Origin of the sequence: Actinotalea sp. C106, assembly GCF_023630195.1 — a bacterium.
Lineage (GTDB): Bacteria > Actinomycetota > Actinomycetes > Actinomycetales > Cellulomonadaceae > Actinotalea.
Window position 1 is genome coordinate 1 of record NZ_JALPKN010000285.1, and the last position, 3873, is coordinate 3873.

Annotated in this window: 3 protein-coding genes and 1 pseudogene; 2 read left to right on the forward strand and 2 right to left on the reverse strand. The window is 72.6% G+C overall.

Going from position 1 to position 3873, the window contains the following annotated elements:
• Window positions 1-933: LacI family DNA-binding transcriptional regulator (locus L0B03_RS14990; RefSeq protein WP_250447224.1), on the forward strand; the 933-nt coding region annotated here is incomplete at its 5' end.
• 70 nt (window positions 934-1003) lie between these two features.
• On the opposite strand, the pseudogene L0B03_RS14995 reads toward L0B03_RS14990, so the two are convergent.
• Window positions 1004-1261: pseudogene (locus L0B03_RS14995) on the reverse strand (DUF2277 domain-containing protein); the annotation flags it as partial.
• 9 nt (window positions 1262-1270) lie between these two features.
• The gene (locus L0B03_RS15000; protein WP_250447230.1) at window positions 1271-2764 is read right to left on the reverse strand and encodes a sugar porter family MFS transporter; all 1494 of its coding nucleotides are present in this window, start codon (window positions 2762-2764) and stop codon (window positions 1271-1273) included.
• 138 nt (window positions 2765-2902) lie between these two features.
• On the opposite strand from L0B03_RS15000, the gene L0B03_RS15005 reads away from it, so the two are divergent.
• Window positions 2903-3873, forward strand: a 971-nt coding sequence (locus L0B03_RS15005; protein ID WP_250447234.1) for an aldo/keto reductase, incomplete at its 3' end; no start/stop codon positions are given.

A 3873-nucleotide genomic window follows, 5' to 3' on the forward strand; every position in this document is an offset into this window, starting at 1 on the left:
CGGGTCGGCGCGGCCACCGAGCGGCGGGTGCGCGCAGCCGCCGAGGAGCTCGGCTACGTCCCCTCGGCGTCGGCGCGGGCCCTGACCCTGGGGCGCACGCGCACCATCGCCCTCGTGGTCCCCGACACCGCGAACCCCCTGTTCTTCGGCATGGTGCGCGGGGTCCAGTCCCGTCTGCGTGACGCCGGGTTCGTGCACGTGCTGGCCGACACCGAGGAGTCGGTCGAGCGCGAGGAGCAGGTCATGGCCGAGCTGCGCGGCTCGGTGGACGGCGTCGTGCTCGCCGCGCCCCGGGCCGACGAGGCGACCGTGACGGCCTGGGCGCGGGCCTTCCCCGTGGTGACCGTGAACCGCGACGTCCCCGGCCCGCGGGTCCTGACCGACACGGCCGGCGGCGTCGTCCAGGCCCTGCAGCACCTCGTCTCGCTGGGGCACCGGCGCGTGGCGTACGCGGCCGGACCGCGACGGTCCTGGTCGGACCGGCAGCGCCGTGAGGCCCTGGTCGCGGCAGCCGACGGGCTCGACGTCGAGCTCGTCGTCACCGGGCCTTACGTGCCGCGCCGCGAGGGGGGACCTGCAGCAGCGGACGCGACCCTGCTGCACGGGTGCACCGCGGTGATCGCCTTCAACGACCTGCTGGCCTTCGGGATCCTCGACCGGCTCACCGAGCGGGAGGTGGCCGTCCCGGGGGCCATCAGCGTGGTGGGCTGCGACGACATCTTCGGCGCGGACCTCGTCCGGCCCGGGCTCACCACGGTCGCGGTGCCGGTCGAGCAGGCAGGGGCCGCTGCGGCCGACCTGCTGCTGCGCAGGCTGGGTGCTGGGGCTGGGGCTGGGGACGCGGGCTGGGAGGCCGGGGACGACGTCGCGCGGGTGGTCGAGCTGCCGACGCACCTCGTCGTGCGGGGATCGAGTGGGTCCGTGCCGGGCTGAGCCGGGAGGCCGGAGCGCACCGCGAGGCCTGGGGCGACGCCCTCGGTCAGGGCGTCGGCGAACCCCTCGGTCAGGGCGTCGCCGGGACTGCTGCGGGTGAGCCCTGGCGTGCGGCGTAGCGGGCGCGGCGCTTGGCGGCCTCGGCCTCGCGGTCCTTCGGCGGGGCCGAGGCGACGAGGGCCTCGAGCAGCTGCCGGGTGGTGTGCTCGACCTCGGCGACAGCCCGGTTGAAGGCCTCCTGGTTGGCCCGGGACGGCTTCGTGGTCCCCGCGAGCTTGCGCACGTACCGCAGGGCGGCGGCATGCACCTCGGCGTCGGTCGCGGCCGGGGCGCGGCGTCAGCCGGAGGACGAGCTCGAGAGGTTCTCGCGGCGCATCCTTCCGCCCGTGTCCACCATGTCCTCGAGCTGGCGGCCCTTGGTCTCGGGGACGAACATCCACACGAAGAAGAAGGACAGCAGCGCGAAGGTCGTGTACAGGCCGTAGGCGATCCCCAGCCCCGCGTCGGCGAGGACCGGGAAGGTGGTGGAGATGGCGAAGTTGCCGAGCCACTGGGCACCAGCCGCGACACCCAGCGCGCTCGCGCGGATCCGGTTGGTGAACATCTCGCCGAGGAGCACCCACACGGTCGGCCCCCAGGACATCCCGAAGAAGACCACGAAGAGGTTGGCCGCGATCAGCGCGACCGTCCCGGCCGCGCCGTCCAGGGCGGGCTCACCGTCCTCGAGCGGCGCGGTCGCGAACATCCACGCCAGCAGGCCCAGGCTGACGAACATGCCCGCGGACCCGGTGAGGAGGAGTCGGCGTCGGCCGACCTTGTCGATCATCGCGATGGCGATCAGCGTCACGACGATGTTCGTGACCGAGGTGATGACGGTGACCGCCATCGAGTCCTCCTCGCTGAAGCCCACCTGCTGCCACAGGGCCGAGGAGTAGTAGAAGATCACGTTGATCCCGACGAACTGCTGGAACACCGAGAGCAGGATCCCGACCCAGACGATCGGCAGGAGGCCCAGGGCGGGGCCCTTCAGGTCCGACAGCGAGGACCGGGTCTCGCGCGAGACCGTCCGCTTGATCTCGCGCAGCCGTTCGTCGATTCCTGTCCTGAGGACAGAGCCGAGGACCTCGCGTGCGGTGCGGTCCTCACCCTGGGAGACCAGGTACCGCGGTGACTCGGGAATCGTCAGCGCGAGCAGACCGTAGGCGATGGCGGGGACCAGCTCGGTCATGAACATGATCCGCCAGGCCTCGAGGCCGAAGAGCGAGGGCTCGCCCGCACCCCCCGCACTCGTCGCGATGAAGTAGTCCGAGAGCAGGGCCACGAAGATGCCGACGACGATCGCGAGCTGCTGCAGGGACCCGAGCCGTCCGCGGATGCTCGCCGGAGAGATCTCCGCGATGTAGGCCGGGGCGATCACGGAGGCCGCGCCCACCCCCAGGCCGCCGATGACCCGCCACAGGATGAGGTCCCAGGGTCCCTGGGCCAGGCCCGAGCCGACCGCGCTGAGGGTGAAGAGGGCCGAGGCCAGCAGCATCACGCGGATGCGTCCCTGGCGGTCGGCCAGGCGGCCCGCGAGCCAGGCGCCCAGGGCGCACCCGAGCAGCGCCGAGGCCACCGCGAAGCCCGTCAGGCCCGAGCCCATCCCGAAGTCCTCGCGGATGGCCGTCACGGCGCCGTTGATGACCGCCGTGTCGAAGCCGAAGAGGAAGCCGCCGAGGGCCGCCACCCCGGCGAGCAGCACCGCTCGGGAGGTGTTGTAGCGCTCGGCGTCCTGAGACCCCGCGGAGGATGCCTGGGCTGAGGGGTCTGCCGGACCCTGGTCGTGAGCCATGAGGGCAAGGTAGGCCTGGATCCGTGACCCCACCATCGGAACGAGACGGAGGGGCCGGGAGGGCGCCGTGAGGCCGTGCCCCGGTAGCGTGCTGCCGTGACCACTCCCCACCTCGCTGCCGACGACCGCTACGACTCGATGACCTACCGCCGCACCGGGCGCAGCGGGCTGGACCTGCCCGCGCTGAGCCTCGGGCTGTGGCACAACTTCGGGCACGGCCACCGGTACGAGACCCAGCGCGCGATCCTGCTCCGGGCCTTCGACCTGGGCATCACGCACATCGACCTCGCGAACAACTACGGCCCGCCTTACGGCGCGGCCGAGGAGACCTTCGGCCAGGTGCTCGCGCGTGACCTGCGCCCCTACCGCGACGAGCTGGTCGTCTCCTCCAAGGCCGGCTACGACATGTGGCCCGGGCCCTACGGCGACGGCGGCTCGCGCAAGTACCTGCTGTCCTCCCTCGACCAGTCGCTGCGCCGCACCGGCCTGGAGTACGTCGACGTCTTCTACTCCCACCGCCCCGACCCCACGGTCCCCCTCGAGGAGACCATGGGGGCGCTGCACACCGCGGTCACCAGCGGGCGCGCGCTGTACGCGGGGGTCTCGAACTACTCGCCCTCGGCCACCCGGGAGGCCGCGCGGATCCTGGGAGAGATGGGCACGCCGCTCCTCATCCACCAGCCCAGCTACTCGATGTTCAACCGCCACGTCGAGATGGTCGCCGAGGGCCAGCACGAGAGCCTGCTCGACGCCGTGGGTGACCTGGGTGTGGGGATGATCGTCTTCAGCCCGCTCGCCCAGGGGCTGCTCACCAGCAAGTACCTGTCCGGCGAGGTGCCGGAGGGGTCGCGGGCCGCCGTCGGGCACTTCTTGCAGGCCGAGCGGATCTCCGAGACCTACCTCGAGCGCGCTCGCGGCCTCGCGGCGATCGCCGAGCAGCGCGGCCAGAGCCTCGCGCAGCTCGCGCTCAGCTGGGTGCTGCGCGACGAGCGGGTGACCTCGGCGATCATCGGGGCCAGCAGCGTGGCCCAGCTCGAGGACAACGTCGCAGCCCTGCGCGGCCCGGCGCTCACCGACGCCGAGCTCACCGCGATCGAGCCCTTCGCCGT

Excerpts from the sequence above, each read along its gene's own strand:
- L0B03_RS15000 (WP_250447230.1), bottom strand. The coding sequence starts at position 2,764 with ATGGCTCACGACCAGGGTCCGGCAGACCCCTCAGCCCAGGCATCCTCC.